The sequence below is a fragment of the Moorena producens PAL-8-15-08-1 genome (assembly GCF_001767235.1).
GTDB lineage: Bacteria > Cyanobacteriota > Cyanobacteriia > Cyanobacteriales > Coleofasciculaceae > Moorena > Moorena producens_A.
In genome coordinates, this window is record NZ_CP017599.1 from 4,813,637 (window position 1) to 4,837,287 (window position 23,651).

Annotated in this window: 2 protein-coding genes; both read right to left on the reverse strand. The window is 41.5% G+C overall.

What is annotated here, in order from left to right:
• Positions 1–84: 84 nt before the first annotated feature.
• Positions 85–12,672 (reverse strand): type I polyketide synthase, encoded by a 12,588-nt coding sequence (locus BJP34_RS47600; protein WP_070393505.1) that lies wholly within the window; start codon positions 12,670–12,672, stop codon positions 85–87.
• A 2-nt stretch (positions 12,673–12,674) separates the two neighbouring features.
• Positions 12,675–23,573 carry a type I polyketide synthase gene (locus BJP34_RS47605; protein ID WP_229424426.1) on the reverse strand — a complete coding sequence of 3,633 codons (10,899 nt, stop codon included), beginning with the start codon at positions 23,571–23,573 and terminating at the stop codon, positions 12,675–12,677.
• Positions 23,574–23,651 lie beyond the last annotated feature (78 nt).

A 23,651-nucleotide genomic window follows, 5' to 3' on the forward strand; every position in this document is an offset into this window, starting at 1 on the left:
ATAAAGTAAGTTTACAAGTAGTTTTAGTAAGTTGTGTGGGTGTTTGATATAATTTCCAGGTTGACCCACAAAACCTATTGTTATTTAAATTAATTTTTCTAATTCTTCAATTTCTCTAAGAAATGATTCTTCTAATTCAACTTCTGTCAGTGGGCTAGTGTCTGATAACTCGGATGATTTTTCTTCATGTAAGTTAGGCGATCGCAACTCAGTATCCTCTTGTTGAACATCTATTAAGTTTAATTGTTGAGCCAAGTAATCTACTAGCTTATTAAGCTTTGGATAATCAAAAGCCAGAGTCGAAGGTACCGATCGCTTCAAACTACTTTGCAACTTATTCCTCAACTCCACAGAAGTCAAAGAGTCCATACCCAAATCAAAAAACCCTGTATCCATTGCAATTGATTCAGGATGACTAATTCCCAACACTTGAGCCACCTGACGACGCACATGAGCCACCAACAACAAACGACGCTCACTAGGTGGTGTAGCCTCTAACTTTAACAGAAAATCTGACTTCGATGCTTCTGCCACCTCCAATATAGTTTCCTGCCAATCCGCCAAAAACCGCCACTGCGTCACTCTCTCCTGCCACCCTGACCAGTCAATAGGTACGACCCCTACTTCCACATCCGAACCACTCATCAATAGTTCTAAAGACTCCAATACCTGAGCCGGAGATATTACACCCATCCCCTGCTTATTTGCCCTCACATCTGCACCCCGTTCAGCCGCCTCTCCCACTTGAGAAACTGCTCCCCAATGAATACTCAATCCCGATAATCCCATAGTTCGACGATAATGAGCCAAACCATCAAGAAAAGCATTAGCAGAGGAATGATTTCCCTGACCAGGAGAACCCAACAAAGATGCTACGGAAGAAAACAGCACAAAAAAGTCCAATGGTTGATTTTGATTCAGTTGATTTTGACTCAATTGATGTAAATGCCAAGCACCTTGCACTTTCGGTGCCATTACCTGCTCAAAACTAGACCAACTCTGATTTTGCAACACTCCATCTGATAACATCCCCGCCGAATGAATCACTCCTCCTAAGGGTCTATTTGACTCATCTATTCTCTGCCACACACCTCTGATCGATTCCCAATCAGATACATCGGCTTTTTCCACTACCACTTCCGCTCCTGCCATTTCTAATTCTGTTATTTTTTTGATAGCAGCATCATCCGGTGAACGGCGTCCTAACAAGATTAAATGTTTAGCCCCCTTTGACACCATCCAATTAGCTACCAGTAAACCCAAACCTCCCATACCTCCTGTAATTAAATAGCTAGCTCCAGAACGGAAACTTAAAGACTTTTGAGTCCTAGCATCAGGTTGTGTTTGAGTTACCACAATCTTACCTATATGTTTGGCTTGTTGCATATAACGGAAGGCATCAATGACTTCCTCTATTGAAAATACCTTTATTGGTGGTGGTTGTAGTAAACCATTGCCGAATTTTTCTTTCAACCCTTGCAACATAGAATTGATTAATCCCGGTTGCTCTATTGACTCTTTGACTAAATCCACCACAAAATAAGATACATCCGGTCTAACTGCTGCTACTTGGCTTGAAGACCATACTCCTCGCTTGGCGATTTCCACAAACCGACCACCCTGAGTTACTACTGACATACTCTTGCTAATAAATTCCCCAGAAGTCAGGGAGTTGAGTACAATATCCACTCCTTGACCTTGAGTTATTTCCATCACCTGGTCAGCAAATTCTAATGTCCGGGAATTCATAATATGTTTAACACCCAGATTTCGTAATGCTTCCCATTTGGGCGGACTTGCTGTAGCCAAAACCTCAGCTCCTGCCTGCTGTGCGATTTGAACTGCTGCCATTCCCGTACCTCCGGCACCAGCATGGATGAGAATGCGCTCGCCACCCTTAATCTTAGCCAGATGATGCAAAGTATAATAAGCTGTTAAAAAATTAGCTGGAACAGATGCTGCTTCTTCAAAGCTCAAATTTTCGGGCTTAATAACTACATAGGTAGCATCAACAGTTACATACTGACTAAAGGTGCCGTGAGCCATAGCCATAACTAAATCCCCTACATTAAAGCCTGTGACTTCTGACCCTACAGCTACTACTTCACCCGCACACTCTCCACCAAAACTGTCCATCTCTACTAAGTGTTTTTGAGACATTCCATCCACTTGCTGAGGGACTAATCCTAATGCAGATACTACATCTAGAAAATTCAATCCTGTTGCCTTAACTCTAATTTCTACTTCCCCTGCTCCTGGCGAACGTCTGGTAACTGGCTCCAGGATTAAGTTATCTAAACTACCCTTCTGGGAACTTCCTAGTTTGAATGGTTGTGATGGTACTAACTGTTGTGCCACTGGTTGCCGATGACGACTAGCCACCAATCGAGCTACATAACGACCATCTCCACGCCATGCTACCTGGTCTTCGGAATCCTCCGACCAGATTTCATTAAAGAGTGCATCAGCTTGACCCTCTATAGTCTCCTCTGGGTCTAAATCTATACGAGTACAGTTCAATTCTGGGTGTTCCAAGCTAATCACTTTCCCCATTCCCCACACCGAAGATTGAGCTACTCCTGGTATGACCGGATGATTTGACGGCACAGCCTGAGCACCACTTGTCACCAACCATAATCGAGGTACAATTGATAACCCTGCTTTCACCAATGCTTGTACTAAAGATAGAGTTGTGCCACACCCTAGCTTCGATAAACTTTCTAACTCCTCATAATTAATAGTTTTCCCCATTCTGGCTTCTGTCGTCCAACATTGTACTACTCCATACAATGATGGTGACTTCCCTGCCACTATCTCTATTACTTCCTCAAAACCTTTAGCTTGATTAGGATTAATACTAAATTCTCCCGGAGCTATTTGTTGATACTTTTCTCCCGCAAATACTAAAGTACAAACCTCTCCTACTGAGCGGAGTAAAGTAGCTAACTGTTGCCCTACTCCCTGAGAGTCTGCCAGTATCAACCAACTCTTAGAACCATCATTCCTTGGTTCTAACTTCCTTTGAGAGCCTTGAGCTACAATTACCGTTTGTCCTGACAAGGTTTCTGCCATTCCCTCCACTTCTGGCATCGTAACTACTTCAGTAAAACCCGTTTCTCTCAACACATGATGCCATTTGTCTCTACTCAACAAAGGATAATCTGGTCGTAATTCATAATCCCTGAATTTCCACCATCCTTCTAACAGTCCAAATATTAAATCTACCCATAGTGTTTTAGCTGTTGCTTCATATAACACCAACATTCCCCCATCTGCTAACAGTTCTCGCACATGAGATAATGTCTGCTTCATATCTGTAGTTGCATGAAGTACATTAGCTGCAATAATTACATCATAGTGATGAGCCTCAAATCCTTGACTTTTCGGGTCTATTTCTATGTCTAAAGTTTGATACTTGATGAACTTATAATCCCGGAATTTATCTTGAGCTTTGGCTGTAAATAATGCCCCTATATCCGTGAATGTATATTCGGTTTGCCCTTGATTTAGATGAGGTAGGATATAGCTTGTGGTCCCTCCTGTTCCCGCTCCTATTTCCAACAATCTGAGCCCTCGGTTTTTGGGTAATTTTTCTAGAGCTTTGGTGATGGATTTTTCTACTATTGTGTTCATCACCAAAGCTACTGTTGACTCTTCATAAAGTTGAGTCGCTGCTGTCAAATCTCCTTGGGGGAACACTAACTCTACTGGGTCTATTGCTCCTCGTAATACCCCACTTAGTTTAGACCCACAACGCTCCAGTAGTGTCAATGCTGCTGTTTCTTCTGGATATTTATTCTGTAAACTGCTGATTTTTTCCGTAGGCTTGACTTCAGGTAAGGTTTGTGCAACTTCCCACTGCTGATTCTTTGACTTGAGTATTCCTGACTCTGTCAATATTTGCAGCAAACGCTTAAACAGTGGTCGATGGGTAGGAACTATACCTAATTTTTGGGCTGCTACATCAAATGCAAAGCTTTCTGCTGGTTTGTATGACCAACCCATCTCCTGTAATGCTTGTACTATATAATCTCTGCTTAATTCTTCTAAGGTCGTTTGAACAGACACTGTTGTTTCATTATCTACCTGAGTTACTAATTCTGTCAGAGTAGGAGTTAATTTTTGGTTGATTTCTATAGGAGGTATGAGGAAATCTGGTGGTAGTAGTTTACCTAAAATACCTTGGTTTCTCCACTCTACTTCATACAACCAATTTTCTATTGATTCGGTTTCTGTTCCCAGTAGGGTCTGTTTTGTTGCTAGTTTGACTTGTAAACCTTTGAGGTTGGCAATTATTTCTCCTTCTGGAGTTACTATGGTGACAATAGTAGTCAAACTTTCTGGAGTTTCCACTTCTCGACTGGTTACTGATACATATGCCCATAGACTCAGCCCTGGATTCTTATATACTCTGAATTCTTCTATTCCTATTGGCAGATAAGTTTTGTCATTATCCGTTTCTGGCAGTGCATGAGACATTACTTGCAAGGCGGCATCTAATAGTGCTGGATGGAAATTATAGTCGTTTGTTTGTGTTATTAATTCTTCGGGGAGTTTGATATAACCTAATGCTTGGTTTGAACCTGACCACAATTGTTGAATGCCTTGGAAGGTATTCCCGTAGTCTATCCCTACTTGTTTAAATTTTTGATAATGTTGTTTGACTTCTATTGTTTTCTCACATTCACTCTTGTATTTTTCTAGGTCAATTTTTGTCTGAGTAGGGGGGGGTGACTCTTTTCTGATTTTTCCTGTGGTGTGGAGTCTCCACTCCTGTTGTTCTGGTTGAGAAAATATTTGAAACTTGTAGCTTTGGTTATCTGTTGGGGTGAGTATGGTTTGGGCATTTGTCAATTCTCCTGTTGGTAGTATCCATCCTCTAGTTATAGTTAGGTCTTCTATTACTATCTGGGATGTTTTTAATTGGTGATTTCCTGCTGCTATTGCTATTTCTAGGTAGCCGGTTGTGGGAAATAGTGCTTGATTAAATACTCGGTGGTCCTTCAGATAGTTGGGTGAGTTTTCTCCTATTTGTGATGCAAATATCTGTTGTTCCCCTGCACAATTTAGCTTTTGACCTAATAGGGGATGGAGGTTGTCCCCTTGGGAAAATTGCTTTTGAGGCCAGAAGTTGTTGTTGGTTTCCACCCAATAACGTTCCCGTTGGAATGGATATGTGGGCAATGCTACTTTCTGACGACTATAGTCGGAGTCAAACCCTGACCAATCTATTTTGACTCCTCTTACATACAACTGCCCTAAACTTGATAACATTTGTTGCCATTCATCCACTCCCGGACGTAATGAGGGCAACCACTCTCCCACATCTTCTGTTACACATTGCCTTCCCATTCCCAACAATATTGGTTTCGGCCCAATTTCCAGGAAGGTTTCATATCCTTGCTCTTCCAGAGTTTTCATACTCTGGGCAAACCTTACTGGTTGACGCACATGAGCTACCCAATATTCAGCAGTGGTTATTTCTGCACCTACTTCAATACCTGTAACATTTGATATTAGTGGTATTTTTGGTTCATTATAGGTGACCTGTTTAGCCACTGCTTCAAATTCGGTTAACATTGGTTCCATTAATGGGGAGTGGAAGCCATGGGACACCTGTAATTGTTTGGTCTTAATTCCCATGTTTTTTAATTGAGCACAAATAGTTGCTATAGCTCCACTTTCACCAGAAATTACTATACTTTCTGGTCCGTTAACTGCTGCTATTGTTACTTGGGAAGTATATTCTTTTATGGCCTCTGTTACCTGAGATTCTGATGCCATTACAGATACCATCTCACCACCAGAGGGCAACTGTTGCATCAACTGTCCCCGCATGGCTATTAGTTTGAGACCGTCTTCTAGACTAAATACTCCGGCAATACAAGCTGCTACATATTCTCCGACGCTGTGACCCATAACTACATTGGGTTTGATGCCCCATGAATCCCATAATTTAAACAGGGCGTATTCCAGGGCAAATATGGCAGGTTGAGTATAAGCTGTTTGGTCTAAAAGACTTGACTTTTGTTCATCTTTGGGGTAGATGATTTCTAATATAGATGTTTCTAGATCGGGTTGGAGAATTTGGTCACATTGCTCTAAGGCTTGACGGAAGGTTGGTGCTTGTTCATACAGTTGTCTTCCCATATTTATATACTGGGAACCTTGACCTGTGAAGAGAAAGGCTATTTTGGGACTTTCACTATTTGGTTGTCCTGAAAATACTCCAACTAATTCTGAGTCAGTTTTCCACCCCAGCAGTTTCTCTATTAATTCCTTCGGCTCAGATGCCATCACCCCTAGTCGATGATTAAACTGAGCGCGTCCAGTGTTAGCTGTATAGCATACATCTGCTAGGGCTAACTCGGGATTAGTTTCTAGATAATTTTGATAATTACTAACTAAATCTTCTAGAGCTTTTTCGGTTTTTGCTGACAGAGTTAATAGATGAACTTGACGTTCAACCACATTCTGAGTTTTTACTTGAACTGATGCTTCTTCCAAAACTATATGAGCATTCGTACCACTCATACCAAAAGAACTAACTCCTGCCACCCTTTTCTCCCCTTTGGACAACCAAGGAGTCAGTTGAGTCGGTACCTTCAAAGGCATATTTTCCCAATCAATATAAGGGTTAGGATTAGCCAAATGCAGATGAGGCGCAATTTCCTGATTTTGCAATTGCAAAATCACCTTAATCATACCTGCTATTCCAGCTGCAGCTTCCAGATGACCAATATTAGTTTTAACTGAACCAATATTCAAGAGATTTTCCCCTTCACGCCCCTGGTCAAACACCCTAGCTAAAGCTCTCACTTCCATCGGGTCTCCCAGAGAAGTTCCTGTACCATGAGCCTCCACATAACTCACTTGTAACGGTTCTACTTTTGCTGCTTTGAGAGCTTTCTGAATCAGTTTTTCCTGAGCCAGTTTATTCGGTACTGTCATTCCGCTACTCGGTCCATCATGGTTAACAGCCGAACCACGAATTACCGCCGATATCCTGTCCCCATCCTTAACCGCATCCGACAAACGCTTCAGTACCACAATGCCACATCCCTCTCCCCTGCCATAACCATCAGCAGCAGCATCAAAAGTCTTACACTTGCCATCAGGTGCTAGAGCCTTTAATTTTGATAGTGCGATTGTCACTTCAGGAGAGAGAACTAGATGTACTCCTCCAGCTAAGGCCAAATTAGATTCACCCTGACGCAGACTCTGACAAGCTTCATGGATAGCGACCAGAGATGATGAACAAGCTGTATCTATTGCCAGTGATGGGCCTTGCACTCCTAAAAAGTAAGATAACCTACCTGCTACAAAACACAATCCATTGCCTGTAGCATCGTAAGGGCTAATATCTTCCGCTGCTTGGCGGAAACCTAAATTAGCGTAATCATTTTGACCAATACCCAGGAACACTCCTGTCTGAGTGTTTTCTAATTGTTGGGGGTTAATACCAGCTCTTTCTAAAGCTTCCCAAGTTACTTCTAAAATCAAGCGTTGCTGTGGGTCAAGGCTATGAGCTTCTCGCTCGGAGATTCCAAAAAATCGTGGGTCGAACTGATCTACTTGCTCTACTAATGCCGCGTGACGGATATACATTTTCCCTGGGCTCTCAGGGTTGGGGTCGTAGTAGGAATCTAGGTCCCAACGTTCTAGTGGAATTTCTGTAATGGAGTCTTGGCCATTGGATAACAGTTCCCAGAAGCTTTCTGGTGTGTTGGCATTTCTGGGAAATCTACAGCCTATACCGATGATAGCTATGGCTTCAGTTCTTGAGCGCTCCATCATCAATTTGGTTTCTGTTTCTTCAGAGGATGGGTCAATTTCTGTTGTCTTCCATCCCATTAATTCCTCTATATATAAGGACAATTTGGTAATGGTTGGATATTCGATGGCTATTGTCTCAGGTAAGTTGGTTTCTAGTTGATTTTGCAGTCGATTTTTTAATTCTACTGTCATCAAAGAGTCCATTCCCATTTCCATCAAGCCTACATTGACTTCTGGTAATTTAGACGAACTGAAACCCAGTACCTGAGCTACCTGCCTCCGAATGTGTTCGGTTAAAATTTCTTGACGTTTATCATTTGATGCCTCCTCTAATTTGGCTAAAAATTCAGCTTTGACTTTCTGTTTCCGTGTATCTTGTTCAAACCATTCCTCTTGCTGTAATAATTCTCGTAGTAATGAATTTGTTTTCATACCACTCCAATTTTCTGCCAGTACCTGCCACTGTATACCTGCTACCCCTACCTGAGCTGTAGCAGATTTCTGGGTTAACAGTAAATCTAAGGCAGACATTCCTTCTTTGGGGGCGATTTCAGTTATCCCACTGTTCTGCATCCTACTTTGATGCTCCACTGCTAAACGAGCAGCCATGCCCTCAGATGCCCATGCTCCCCAATTAATGGCTAGTCCTGATAATCCTTGGCTGCGACGATAACTGGCTAAGGTATCCATAAAGGCGTTGGCAGCAGCATAGTTTCCTTGACCAAGGGACCCCAACATCGAAGCTATTGAGGAGAAACAGACAAAGAAATCTAATGGCAGATTTTGGGTTAATGTATGTAAGTGCCAAGTTCCGATTAGCTTGGGTGACATAACTTTGGCAAAACGCTCCCAATTCATCTGTTGTATGGTTCCATCATCTAGCACTCCGGCCGCATGAATTATGCCTTTGAGTATTGGCATTGATGTCTGAATTTGTTCCAGAATTTTGGCTAGATCTGCTTCCACAGAAACATCCCCTAACAACACTCTCACTTGGCATCCTGTTTCTTCTAATTGTTTTATGGACTCAGTCACTTTTTCGGTTGGAGGGCGACGTCCAGTTAAAACAATGTTTTTCGCTCCTTTTTCCACCAACCATTGGGCAGTATGTAATCCTAAAGCTCCTAACCCTCCAGTTATTAGGTAACTACCATCTGATGATAAGGATAGGGGTTGAGAAAATTCTGGAGTATCTTTGTTAACTAGACGAGCTACATAGGTCTTTTCACCCCGTAAGGCTAGATGATCTTCTTCTTGTTGGTTAGCTAATAATTGCCATAAGATTTCTGTCTCGTCTACTGCTGGAGCTTGTGGGTCTAGATCTATTAATCCTCCCCATAATTGGGGATGTTCTAGGGACACGACTCGACCTAATCCCCACAAGGGTGAGGCGGCTAGTCCTGTTATGTGATTTTCTGTGTTGGATAATACTGACTGGGAACCACGGGTTACTAACCACAGTTCGGGAATGCTAGAGTTTTTGAGTAGGGTTTGTAACAGGTGCACTACGCTGCCACATCCCCAGATTTGGCTTGATTCTAAGGTTTCAACGGTTAAGTCTTTTGATGCGGGAGCGTCTAAACTCCACAAATGAATTAACTTCGTAATGGGAGTTTGAGTATTTTGTTGAATTTCTTGATACAGTTGTTCAAATTCTTGGGGAGTATGAGGGTTGAGTTGATAAGTATTTGCTGTTGATTTTTTATAGTTCTCGCCTCGAGCAACTAGGCTGTATTCATGACCCTGTTGTTGTAATTTTTGGGCGAGTTTTTCGGCTACTCCTGTGGTATCGGCTAAAATTAACCAATGAGTTGGTTGAATGTTTGTGTTTAAGTTGGTTTGAGTGAGGGGTTGCCACTGAATTTCGTAGAACCAATTTTTGAGGGTTGCGGCTGTTAGTTGTTCTTGATGTTGTTGGGCTAATATCTCTAATAGTTCGGGTAAGAGTTTCAGTTTTTCTGATGAAAGTTTGCCGGTTGTTTCTAGTTGTTGGGTTAGGGTTTTTGTGTTTCCTTGGGTGAGTAGTTGAACAATTGGAGTCTGATGAATATTGTCTGTGTTTTGATGTTGTTTCTGTTTGTTTTCTGTTGTTTCTACCCAATAACGTTCTCGTTGGAATGGATATGTGGGTAAGGCTACTTTCTGACGATTATAATCAGAGTCAAACCCTGACCAATCTATTTTGGCTCCTTTTACATACAATTTTCCTAAGCTCGATACCATTTGTTGCCATTCATCCTTCAAAAGCGCAGCATCCTCTGACTTCCCCATTTCTAAGGGGGACTGGAGGGGAATTTGATTCGGACGCAATGAGGGCAACCATTCTCCTACATCTTCTTTTACACATTGCCTTCCCATTCCTAACAATATTGGTTTGGGTCCTATTTCCAGGAAGGTTTCATATCCTTGCTCTTCCAGAGTTTTCATACTCTGAGCAAATCTTACTGGTTGACGCACATGAGCTACCCAATATTCAGCAGTGGTTATTTCTGCACCTACTTCAGTACCTGTAACATTTGATATTAGTGGTATTTTTGGTTCATTATAGGTGACCTGTTTGGCCACTGCTTCAAATTCGGTTAACATTGGTTCCATTAATGGGGAGTGGAAGCCATGGGACACCTGTAATTGTTTGGTCTTAACTCCCGTGTTTTTTAAGATATCACAAATAGTTGCTATAGCTCCACTCTCACCTGAAATTACTATACTTTCTGGTCCGTTAACTGCTGCGATTGTTACAAGTGAACTATATTCTTTTATGGCCTCTGTTACCTGAGATTCTGATGCCATTACCGATACCATCTCACCACCAGAGGGTAACTGTTGCATCAACTTTCCTCGCATGGCTATTAGTTTGAGACCGTCTTCTAGACTAAATACTTCGGCAATACAAGCTGCTACATATTCTCCGACACTGTGACCCATAACTACATTGGGTTTGATTCCCCATGAATCCCATAATTTAAACAGGGCGTATTCCAGGGCAAATATAGCCGGTTGGGTGTAAGCTGTTTGGTCTAAAATACTTGACTTTTGTTCCTCTTTGGGGTAGATGATTTCTAATATAGATGTTTCTAGATCGGGTTGGAGAATTTGGTCACACTGCTCTAAAGCTTGACGGAAAGTTGGTGCTTTTTCATACAGTTGCCTTCCCATATTTATATACTGGGAACCTTGACCTGTGAAGAGAAAGGCTATCTTGGGAACTTCCCTATTTGGTTGTGCTGAAAACACTCCTACTAATTCTGACTGAGTTTTCCACCCAAGCAGTTTGTCTATTAATTCTGTGGGGTCAGATCCAATCACCCCTAGTCGATGATTAAAATGGGCTCTACCTGTAGAGGCTGTATAGCATACATCTGCTAGGGCTAACTCGGGATTAGTTTCTAGATAACTTTGATAATTACTGACTAAATCTTCTAAAGCTTTTTCGGTTTTTGCTGACAGAGTTAATAGATGAATGGGACGTTCAACATTATTATTCTGAGTTGTGACTATTGAGGGAGCTTCTTCTATAATTACATGAGCATTAGTACCACTACCTCCAAAGGAACTTACTCCTGCAATTACACTAGGTTCATTCCTATCCCAAGTAGTTGGTTGAGTTGCTACCACAATTGGGGAGTTCTTCCAGTCGAACTTACTGGTGGGATTTTTCAAGTGCAAATGAGGTACTATCTGTCGATGCTGTATTTGCAATATTACTTTCATGACCCCAGATATCCCAGCAGCAGATCCTAGATGACCTATGTTAGTTTTAATAGAGCCAATCATCAACGGCTCTTGGGCAGAACGTTCTTCCCCAAATACTTCTGCCAAAGACCTAAGTTCAATTGGGTCTCCCAGAGAAGTTGCTGTACCGTGAGCTTCTACATAACTTACTTGGGATGGTTTGACTTTCGCCATTTTCAGAGCTTGACGAATTACCTGTTGCTGGGATGAGCTATTTGGAACTGTAAACCCACTACTTGGTCCGTCCTGATTCACTGCTGAACCTGAAATCACTGCCAAAATTTGATCTTTTGAGGCTTGTGCATCAGACAAACGTTTCAACACCAACATACCACATCCTTCTCCCCAAGCTGTTCCATTAGCTTCCTCGTCAAAAGTTTGACACCGGCCATCAGGAGATGACATTTTGGCCTGGGATGTCGCAATCAATGCGTCTGGTAATAGCCAGAGATTAACTCCTCCTGCTAAAGCCATTTGACATTCTTGTAATCGCAAGCTTTGACAGGCTTGATGGATAGCAACCAGAGAAGAAGAACAGGCTGTATCTATTGCCATAGATGGACCAGTTAGTCCCAAGGTGTAGGATAAACGACCGGCTGCAGCATTCAATGGTAAGCCAGTGACTGCATAGGGGGCGATATTAGTTTCTGTCCCTTGTCCGGTAATCACTTGATACTCGCAATTAGTGATACCTACAAATACTCCTGTTACACTATTATCTAATCTCCGAGGAATATATCCAGTATTTTCCAGTGCTTCCCAACTTACTTCCAAGAGTAGGCGATGTTGTGGGTCAATAGTGATAGCTTCTCGCTCTGAAATCCCAAAAAACAGAGGGTCAAATTGAGCTATATCTTCCTGTAAAAATCCTCCCAAGCGGGACGACATTTTTCCCGGAGTTTCTGGGTTGGGGTCGTAGTAGTTATCTACATTCCAGCGTTGGGGAGGAATTTCGGTAATTGCATCCACTCCATCAGATAGTAATTGCCATAATTTTTGGGGGCTATCGGCTCCTCCAGGAAAGCGACAAGCCATACCAACAACTGCTATTGGTTCTGTTGTGGTAGACTCTAGTGCTTCTATTCTAGTTTTGGCTTCTTTAAGTGCTAAAAGGACCTGTTTTGATACAGATAGCTTTTCTTTTTTATCTGGTGAATTGCTCATTTTTAATTGTCCTCGAGTAACGTGTTTAAGGCTGCTAATTCCTGAATAACTGAAGATTCAACATCTTCTTCTGATAAATTTTCTATCTCTAAAATTTGATTTGCTTTCTGTTGTTGAACAACAGATAACTGCGACTGCTCTATTTTATTTAACTGCCAACCAAGTACTTTTGAAGAAATGTAGTCGGCTAAACTAATAATATTTGGAAATTCAAAAGCTAACGTTTTTGGCAGAGAACAATTCAAGCTTTTTTGCAGTTTATTTCTCAGTTCCACTGTCATTAAAGAGTCCATACCCATTTCAAATAAACCTTGCTCTGGAGATAGTAGTTTAAAATCTTTGACCCCCAATACTCTAGCTACTTCATTCGTAAGATAGTCAATCAAAAGTTGATAACGCCTACTTTCAGGCTCTGCTTCTAATTGTTTTAAAATTTCTGGTTGCTGTAGTAATGACCGATCTTCTGATTCTAGTGATTTGTTTTCTATCTCTGCCAAAAGTGGTCGGTATTTTTTCGATTGATAGACTTCTTTAAATATATTCCAGTCTACCCAGGCTACCACTGTTTGGACTGTATCAGTTTCCATAAGCCAACCCAAAGCGTTAAATCCTTGCTCTGGCTGTAATGGTTTCAATCCAATTTTACTCATAGCTTGGACATAAGTTTCCTCAGAAGCCATGCCTCCCTGACCTAGACTTCCCCAATTAACACTTAATGCTGGTAGTCCTATAGAACGGCGATAGTAAGCAAATGCATCCAGGAAATGATTAGCTGCATCATAACTACCTTGAGTTTTAGCTCCCCACACTGAGCCAGCAGAAGAAAAGCAGACAAAAAAGTCCAGAGATAAATTCTTGGTTAGTTGATGTAAAATCCATGTTCCTAGTGTCTTAGGACGAAGCACGGATTCCATAGTATGAGGTTCTATCTCCTTGATCGGCAATCCACTACTACTAACACCAGCAGCATGAACAACTCCTCTTAAAGGTTTCTGTGTTGTATTGATTTCCTCTACTATTAAGGACATCTGTATTGAATCAGTGATATCAGCAGGACATACAGTTACTTTTGCCCCACTATTTTCTAACAATGTGATGATTCTAGTTTTATTCCCGTCCTCAGTATTTGCAGATAAATTAGCCCATTCTTCCCGTGGAGGAAGTCCTTTGCGCCCTGTCAGCACAAGATTTCTTGCTCCCCGCTCTACCATCCACTGGGCAAATTTTAGTCCTAAAAATCCCAAACCTCCAGTAATTAGGTAGGTAGCATCAGAGTGGAAACTCAAACTTTGAGACTTTTCCATCTGGCTACTACCCATTAAACGAGCTACATAGCGCTGCCCATCACGGAAAGATATATGATCTTCACCATCTGAATCACAAATCTCTGCTATTAAGGCAGCTACTGATTCATCAGTAGAGCTATTAGGGTCTAAATCTACCATTCCTCCCCAGAAATCAGGATGTTCAAGAGAGACGACTCTACCCATTCCCCACACAGGAGATTGAGCTAATCCAGTCATAGAACTGTTAATGCCAAGAACTGGCTGTGCTCCTTGGGTAACTAACCATAGGCAAGGCTTTTGAATAAATTCAACCTTGAGTAATGCTTGAGTCAAATGCAATATGCTACCACATCCCAGGCTTGAAGTTGACTCTAAAGTTTCTACTGTTAACTTCTCAACTTCAGAATTATCTAAACTCCATAAGTGAATAATTTCAACAGAACTAGATACATTTGTTGTTAATGTTTCTAGTAGTTGTGAGTAATCATTTCCTTGATCTGGATTTATGGTAAATTCTGCTGGTGCTATTTGTTTATATCTCTCTCCTGCAAATACTAAAGTACAAATCTCTCCTACTGAGCGGAGTAAGGTAGCTAACTTTTGCCCCACTCCCTGAGAATCTGCTAGGATCAACCAACTCTTAGAACCATCATTCCTTTGTTCTAACTTCGTTGGAGAGCTTTGAGCTACAATTACCGTTTGCTCTGACAATGTTTCTGCCATTCCCTCCACTTCTGGCATGGTTACTACTTCGGTAAAACCTGTTTCTCTCAAAACATGATGCCATTTGTCTCTACTCAACAAAGGATAATCTGGTCGTAATTCATAATCCCTGAATTTCCACCATCCTTCTAACAGTCCAAATATTAAATCTACCCATATTGTTTTAGCTGTTGCTTCATATAACACCAACATTCCCCCATCTGCTAACAGTTCTCGCACATGGGATAATGTCTGCTTCATATCTGTAGTTGCATGAAGTACATTAGCTGCAATAATTACATCATATTGATGAGCCTCAAATCCTTGAGTTGTCGGGTCTACTTCTATGTCTAAAGTTTGATACTTGATGAACTTATAATCCCGGAATTTATCTTGAGCTTTGGCTGTAAATAATGCCCCTATATCCGTGAATGTATATTCGGTTTGCCCTTGATTTAGATGAGGTAGGATATAACTTGTGGTACCTCCTGTTCCCGCTCCTATTTCCAACAACCGTATTCCTCGGCTTTTGGGTAATTTTGCTATAGCTTTGGTGATGGATTTTTCTACTATTGTGTTCATCACTTTCGCTACTGTTGACTCTTCATAAAGTTGAGTCGCTGTGGTCAAATCTCCTTGGGGGAACACTAACTCTACTGGGTCTATTGTTCCCCGTAATACCCCACTTAGTTTAGAGCCACAACGCTCCAGTAGTGTCAATGCTGCTGTTTCTTCTGGATATTTCTTCTGTAAACTGCTGATTTTTTCAGTCGGCTTTACTTCAGCTAAGGTTTGTGCTACTTCCCACTGCTGATTCTTTGACTTGAGTATTCCTGACTCTGTTAATATTTGCAGCAAACGCTTAAATAGTGGTCGATGGGTGGGAACTACACCTAATTTTTGGGCTGCTACATCAAATGCAAAGCTTTCTGTTGGTTTGTATGACCAACCCATCTCCTGTAATGCCTGTACTATATAGTCTAAGCTTAATTGGTCCAAGCTTATTTCAAAAGACACTGTTGTTTCATTATCTACCTGAGTTACTAATTCTGTCAGAGTAGGAGTTAATTTTTGGTTAATTTCTATGGGAGGTATGAGGAAATATGGTGGTAGTAGTTTACCAAAAATACTTTTGTTTCTCCACTCTACTTCATACAAGCAATTTTCTAGTGATGTAGTTACTGCTGCTAATTGTTCCTGGTATTGTTTGGCTAATACGTCTAATATTTCTGGTAAAAATTTAAGTTTTTCTGGTGAAAACTTTGCTACTGTTTCTAGTTGTTGAGTGAGAGCTTCTGTTTTTCCTTGAGTAAGTAGTTTAATAATTGGAATCTCACTAATATTTTCTGTATTTTGATGTTGTTTATGTTTGTTTTCTGTTGTTTCTACCCAATAACGTTCCCGTTGGAATGGATATGTGGGCAATGCTACTTTCTGACGACTATAATCGGAGTCAAACCCTGACCAATCTATTTTGACTCCTCTTACATACAATTGCCCTAAACTTGATAACATTTGTTGCCACTCATCCACTCCCGGACGTAATGAGGGCAACCACTCTCCCACATCTTCTGTTACACATTGCCTTCCCATTCCCAACAATATTGCTTTAGAGCCTATCTCCAGGAAGGTTTCATATCCTTGCTCTTCCAGAGTTTTCATACTCTGGGCAAATCTTACTGGTTGACGCACATGACGCACCCAATATTCAGCAGTGGTTATTTCTGCACCTACTTCAGTACCTGTAACATTTGATATTAGTGGTATTTTTGGTTCATTATAGGTGACCTGTTTAGCCACTGCTGAAAATTCGGTTAACATTGGTTCCATTAATGGGGAGTGGAAGCCATGGGACACCTGTAATTGTTTGGTCTTAATTCCCATGTTTTTTAATATATCACAAATATTTGTTATAGCTCCACTCTCACCAGAAATTACGATACTTTCTGGTCCGTTAACTGCTGCTATTGTAACTTGGGAAGTATATTCTTTTATAGCCTCTGTTACCTGAAATTCTGATGCCATTACCGATACCATCTCACCACCAGAGGGTAACTGTTGCATCAATCTTCCCCGCATGGCTATTAGTTTGAGACCGTCTTCTAGGCTAAATACTCCGGCCGTGCAAGCTGCTACATATTCTCCTACACTGTGACCCATGACTACATTAGGCTTGATTCCCCATGAATCCCATAATTTAAACAGGGCGTATTCCAGGGCAAATATAGCGGGTTGGGTGTAAGCTGTTTGGTCTAAAATACTTGACTTTTGTTCCTCTTTGGGGTAGATTATTTCTAATATAGATGTTTCCAGATAGGGTTGGAGAATTTGGTCACATTGCTCTAAGACTTGACGGAAAGTTGGTGCTTTTTCATACAGTTGTCTTCCCATGTTTATATATTGGGAACCTTGACCTGTGAAGAGAAAGGCTATCTTGGGAACTTCCCTATTTGGTTGTCCTGAAAATACTCCTACTAATTCTGACTGAGTTTTCCATCCCAGCAGTTTCTCTATTAATTCTGTCGCTTCAGAAGCAATCACTCCTAGTCGATGATTAAACTGAGCGCGTCCAGTGTTAGCTGTATAGCATACATCTGCTAGGGCTAACTCGGGATTAGTTTCTAGATAATTTTGATAATTACTGACCTGATCTTCTAGAGCTTTTTCGGTTTTTGCTGACAGAGTTAATAGATGAACTGGACGTTCAACCACATTCTGAGTTCTGACTTGAACTGATGCTTCTTCCAAAACTATATGAGCATTCGTACCACTCATACCAAAAGAACTAACTCCTGCCACCCTTTTCTCCCCTTTGGACAACCAAGGAGTCAGTTGAGTCGGTACCTTCAAAGGCATATTTTCCCAATCAATATAAGGGTTAGGATTAGCCAAATGCAGATGAGGCGCAATTTCCTGATTTTGCAATTGCAAAATCACCTTAATCATACCTGCTATTCCAGCTGCAGCTTCCAGATGACCAATATTAGTTTTAACTGAACCAATATTCAAGAGATTTTCCCCTTCACGCCCCTGGTCAAACACCCTAGCTAAAGCTCTCACTTCCATCGGGTCTCCCAGAGAAGTTCCTGTACCATGAGCCTCCACATAACTCACTTGTAACGGTTCTACTTTTGCTGCTTTGAGAGCTTTCTGAATCAGTTTTTCCTGAGCCAGTTTATTCGGTACTGTCATTCCGCTACTCGGTCCATCATGGTTAACAGCCGAACCACGAATTACCGCCGATATCCTGTCCCCATCCTTAACCGCATCCGACAAACGCTTCAGTACCACAATGCCACATCCCTCTCCCCTGCCATAACCATCAGCAGCAGCATCAAAAGTCTTACACTTGCCATCAGGTGCTAGAGCCTTTAATTTTGATAGTGCGATTGTCACTTCAGGAGAGAGAACTAGATGTACTCCTCCAGCTAAGGCCAAATTAGATTCACCCTGACGCAGACTCTGACAAGCTTCATGGATAGCGACCAGAGATGATGAACAAGCTGTATCTATTGCCAGTGATGGGCCTTGCACTCCTAAAAAGTAAGATAACCTACCTGCTACAAAACACAATCCATTGCCTGTAGCATCGTAAGGGCTAATATCTTCCGCTGCTTGGCGGAAACCTAAATTAGCGTAATCATTTTGACCAATACCCAGGAACACTCCTGTCTGAGTGTTTTCTAATTGTTGGGGGTTAATACCAGCTCTTTCTAAAGCTTCCCAAGTTACTTCTAAAATCAAGCGTTGCTGTGGGTCAAGGCTATGAGCTTCTCGCTCGGAGATTCCAAAAAATCGTGGGTCGAACTGATCTACTTGCTCTACTAATGCCGCGTGACGGATATACATTTTCCCTGGGCTCTCAGGGTTGGGGTCGTAGTAGGAATCTAGGTCCCAACGTTCTAGTGGAATTTCTGTAATGGAGTCTTGGCCATTGGATAACAGTTCCCAGAAGCTTTCTGGTGTGTTGGCATTTCTGGGAAATCTACAGCCTATACCGATGATAGCTATGGCTTCAGTTCTTGAGCGCTCCATCATCAATTTGGTTTCTGTTTCTTCAGAGGATGGGTCAATTTCTGTTGTCTTCCATCCCATTAATTCCTCTATATATAAGGACAATTTGGTAATGGTTGGATATTCGATGGCTATTGTCTCAGGTAAGTTGGTTTCTAGTTGATTTTGCAGTCGATTTTTTAATTCTACTGTCATCAAAGAGTCCATTCCCATTTCCATCAAGCCTACATTGACTTCTGGTAATTTAGACGAACTGAAACCCAGTACCTGAGCTACCTGCCTCCGAATGTGTTCGGTTAAAATTTCTTGACGTTTATCATTTGATGCCTCCTCTAATTTGGCTAAAAATTCAGCTTTGACTTTCTGTTTCCGTGTATCTTGTTCAAACCATTCCTCTTGCTGTAATAATTCTCGTAGTAATGAATTTGTTTTCATACCACTCCAATTTTCTGCCAGTACCTGCCACTGTATACCTGCTACCCCTACCTGAGCTGTAGCAGATTTCTGGGTTAACAGTAAATCTAAGGCAGACATTCCTTCTTTGGGGGCGATTTCAGTTATCCCACTGTTCTGCATCCTACTTTGATGCTCCACTGCTAAACGAGCAGCCATGCCCTCAGATGCCCATGCTCCCCAATTAATGGCTAGTCCTGATAATCCTTGGCTGCGACGATAACTGGCTAAGGTATCCATAAAGGCGTTGGCAGCAGCATAGTTTCCTTGACCAAGGGACCCCAACATCGAAGCTATTGAGGAGAAACAGACAAAGAAATCTAATGGCAGATTTTGGGTTAATGTATGTAAGTGCCAAGTTCCGATTAGCTTGGGTGACATAACTTTGGCAAAACGCTCCCAATTCATCTGTTGTATGGTTCCATCATCTAGCACTCCGGCCGCATGAATTATGCCTTTGAGTATTGGCATTGATGTCTGAATTTGTTCCAGAATTTTGGCTAGATCTGCTTCCACAGAAACATCCCCTAACAACACTCTCACTTGGCATCCTGTTTCTTCTAATTGTTTTATGGACTCAGTCACTTTTTCGGTTGGAGGGCGACGTCCAGTTAAAACAATGTTTTTCGCTCCTTTTTCCACCAACCATTGGGCAGTATGTAATCCTAAAGCTCCTAACCCTCCAGTTATTAGGTAACTACCATCTGATGATAAGGATAGGGGTTGAGAAAATTCTGGAGTATCTTTGTTAACTAGACGAGCTACATAGGTCTTTTCACCCCGTAAGGCTAGATGATCTTCTTCTTGTTGGTTAGCTAATAATTGCCATAAGATTTCTGTCTCGTCTACTGCTGGAGCTTGTGGGTCTAGATCTATTAATCCTCCCCATAATTGGGGATGTTCTAGGGACACGACTCGACCTAATCCCCACAAGGGTGAGGCGGCTAGTCCTGTTATGTGATTTTCTGTGTTGGATAATACTGACTGGGAACCACGGGTTACTAACCACAGTTCGGGAATGCTAGAGTTTTTGAGTAGGGTTTGTAACAGGTGCACTACGCTGCCACATCCCCAGATTTGGCTTGATTCTAAGGTTTCAACGGTTAAGTCTTTTGATGCGGGAGCGTCTAAACTCCACAAATGAATTAACTTCGTAATGGGAGTTTGAGTATTTTGTTGAATTTCTTGATACAGTTGTTCAAATTCTTGGGGAGTATGAGGGTTGAGTTGATAAGTATTTGCTGTTGATTTTTTATAGTTCTCGCCTCGAGCAACTAGGCTGTATTCATGACCCTGTTGTTGTAATTTTTGGGCGAGTTTTTCGGCTACTCCTGTGGTATCGGCTAAAATTAACCAATGAGTTGGTTGAATGTTTGTGTTTAAGTTGGTTTGAGTGAGGGGTTGCCACTGAATTTCGTAGAACCAATTTTTGAGGGTTGCGGCTGTTAGTTGTTCTTGATGTTGTTGGGCTAATATCTCTAATAGTTCGGGTAAGAGTTTCAGTTTTTCTGATGAAAGTTTGCCGGTTGTTTCTAGTTGTTGGGTTAGGGTTTTTGTGTTTCCTTGGGTGAGTAGTTGAACAATTGGAGTCTGATGAATATTGTCTGTGTTTTGATGTTGTTTCTGTTTGTTTTCTGTTGTTTCTACCCAATAACGTTCTCGTTGGAATGGATATGTGGGTAAGGCTACTTTCTGACGATTATAATCAGAGTCAAACCCTGACCAATCTATTTTGGCTCCTTTTACATACAATTTTCCTAAGCTCGATACCATTTGTTGCCATTCATCCTTCAAAAGCGCAGCATCCTCTGACTTCCCCATTTCTAAGGGGGACTGGAGGGGAATTTGATTCGGACGCAATGAGGGCAACCATTCTCCTACATCTTCTTTTACACATTGCCTTCCCATTCCTAACAATATTGGTTTGGGTCCTATTTCCAGGAAGGTTTCATATCCTTGCTCTTCCAGAGTTTTCATACTCTGAGCAAATCTTACTGGTTGACGCACATGAGCTACCCAATATTCAGCAGTGGTTATTTCTGCACCTACTTCAGTACCTGTAACATTTGATATTAGTGGTATTTTTGGTTCATTATAGGTGACCTGTTTGGCCACTGCTTCAAATTCGGTTAACATTGGTTCCATTAATGGGGAGTGGAAGCCATGGGACACCTGTAATTGTTTGGTCTTAACTCCCGTGTTTTTTAAGATATCACAAATAGTTGCTATAGCTCCACTCTCACCTGAAATTACTATACTTTCTGGTCCGTTAACTGCTGCGATTGTTACAAGTGAACTATATTCTTTTATGGCCTCTGTTACCTGAGATTCTGATGCCATTACCGATACCATCTCACCACCAGAGGGTAACTGTTGCATCAACTTTCCTCGCATGGCTATTAGTTTGAGACCGTCTTCTAGACTAAATACTTCGGCAATACAAGCTGCTACATATTCTCCGACACTGTGACCCATAACTACATTGGGTTTGATTCCCCATGAATCCCATAATTTAAACAGGGCGTATTCCAGGGCAAATATAGCCGGTTGGGTGTAAGCTGTTTGGTCTAAAATACTTGACTTTTGTTCCTCTTTGGGGTAGATGATTTCTAATATAGATGTTTCTAGATCGGGTTGGAGAATTTGGTCACACTGCTCTAAAGCTTGACGGAAAGTTGGTGCTTTTTCATACAGTTGCCTTCCCATATTTATATACTGGGAACCTTGACCTGTGAAGAGAAAGGCTATCTTGGGAACTTCCCTATTTGGTTGTGCTGAAAACACTCCTACTAATTCTGACTGAGTTTTCCACCCAAGCAGTTTGTCTATTAATTCTGTGGGGTCAGATCCAATCACCCCTAGTCGATGATTAAAATGGGCTCTACCTGTAGAGGCTGTATAGCATACATCTGCTAGGGCTAACTCGGGATTAGTTTCTAGATAACTTTGATAATTACTGACTAAATCTTCTAAAGCTTTTTCGGTTTTTGCTGACAGAGTTAATAGATGAATGGGACGTTCAACATTATTATTCTGAGTTGTGACTATTGAGGGAGCTTCTTCTATAATTACATGAGCATTAGTACCGCTAGCTCCAAAGGAACTGATACCTGCGATACGACTGTGATTATTTACCTGCCAAGGCCGGACATCCGTTGATACTTGTACAGGTAATTGGTCCCAATTAATATAAGGATTTGGCTGATGAAAATGCAGGGACGGCGCGATTTGTCGATTTTGCAGTTGCAACACTACTTTCATTAAACCTGCAATTCCCGCTGCTGACTCCAAATGACCAATATTAGTTTTGACTGAACCAATAATTAAAGGTTTTTGTTGAGAATGAGTTGCCCCAAATACTTCTCCCACTGCTTCCACTTCAATGGGATCCCCCAAAGATGTGCCTGTACCATGGGCCTCTAGATAACTGACACTAGCTGGTTCTACTCCTCCATTTTCTAAGGCTTGACGAATCAATGCTTGTTGAGATGAACCATTGGGAACTGTTAATCCACTACTATTTCCATCTTGGTTAGTTGCACTACCCCGAATTACTGCTAGGATATTATCTTGATCTGAGAGCGCATCCGACAAACGTTTGAGTACAATCATACCACAACCTTCACCACGGACAAATCCATCTGCCGCAGCATCAAAAGTCTTACAACGACCATCCACAGACAACATTTTTGCTTTACAATAGTTGATTGTTATTTCTGGAGAAATCGATAAATGTACCCCTCCTGCCAGGGCCAGATTGCACTCTTGATTCCTCAGACTAGAACAAGCTAAATGAGTACTTATTAAAGAAGAAGAGCAAGCTGTATCTACTGCTACACAGGGACCTTTAAGGCCGAGAATATAAGAGATTCGCCCTGATGCTATACTGTGGCCATTACCTAGACTTGAGTAAGCATCAATTTGTTCAGGACCTTGAGTAAATATATTTTGAGAATAGTCGTTGCTAGTTATACCAATAAATACGCCTGTTTGAGTTCCTATCAGTTTTTGTGGATTTGTAGCAGAACGCTCTAAAGCTTCCCAAGTTACTTCTAGAAGTAATCGATGTTGGGGGTCTAAATGAATTGCTTCTTTAGGAGAAATACCAAAAAAACTGGCATCAAACTCCCGTATTTGCTCAACAAAGGCTCCATAACGAGTATAGATTTTACCGGGAGTGGTAGGGTCAGGGTCATAATATTTACTAAGAGGCCATCGGTCTGGTGGCACTTCAGTAATAGTATCTACTCCATTTTGTAAAAGTTGCCAGAAGGCTTCAGGGGTAGATGCACCTCCAGGAAAACGGCAACCAATTCCAATTATGGCAATTGGTTCCTTGCTTTGATTTTTATACCTTTCTAGTTGGTAGCGTGCATCTTTGAGGGCTTTAATCGTTCTTTCTAAAGGTAGGTTTGGTTCTTTTTCTTGTGTTTGTTTTGGATTCATGTTGTGTTAATAGAGTAAGTTTACAAGTAGTTTTAGTAAATTATGTTGGTGTTTGATCTGGTTTCCAACTTGACCCAA